The sequence below is a fragment of the Paracoccus sp. S4493 genome, from assembly GCF_000967735.1.
Classification (GTDB): Bacteria; Pseudomonadota; Alphaproteobacteria; order Rhodobacterales; family Rhodobacteraceae; genus Paracoccus; species Paracoccus marcusii.
Window position 1 is genome coordinate 1 of sequence record NZ_JXYF01000509.1, and the last position, 332, is coordinate 332.

General features: G+C 61.1%; 1 protein-coding gene. It reads right to left on the bottom strand.

The features are described 5' to 3' along the window. Positions 1–132: 132 nt before the first annotated feature. Positions 133–332, bottom strand: a 200-nt coding sequence (locus TW83_RS21935) for a hypothetical protein (RefSeq protein ID WP_204245809.1), incomplete at its 5' end; no start/stop codon positions are given.

A 332-nucleotide genomic window follows, 5' to 3' on the forward strand; every position in this document is an offset into this window, starting at 1 on the left:
GACTGACGGCACAATCTTCCGATCCGAGATTGAGGTTCCGCATGCAGCCTGATCGGCCAAGCACTCCACCGTTGCCTGCCTGACCGCAGGCCTTCGAGGTCCCCATGGGACGCGGTTCCGATGATGCCGTGGTCAGGACTGTTGCCGAACCACATCGAGCACGCCAATGAGATGGGCACATCGGACCTGCATTGAACCAGCATCATGTTGGCGGCCTGCGCGCCGACCACGGACCGAAGCATGCACCCAGGTGATCTCAGACGAAGGTGGCTGTGCCAGACGTGCGACGATCAGACCAAACTTGAAACCGCAGCTCTGCGGACAACGGCGCA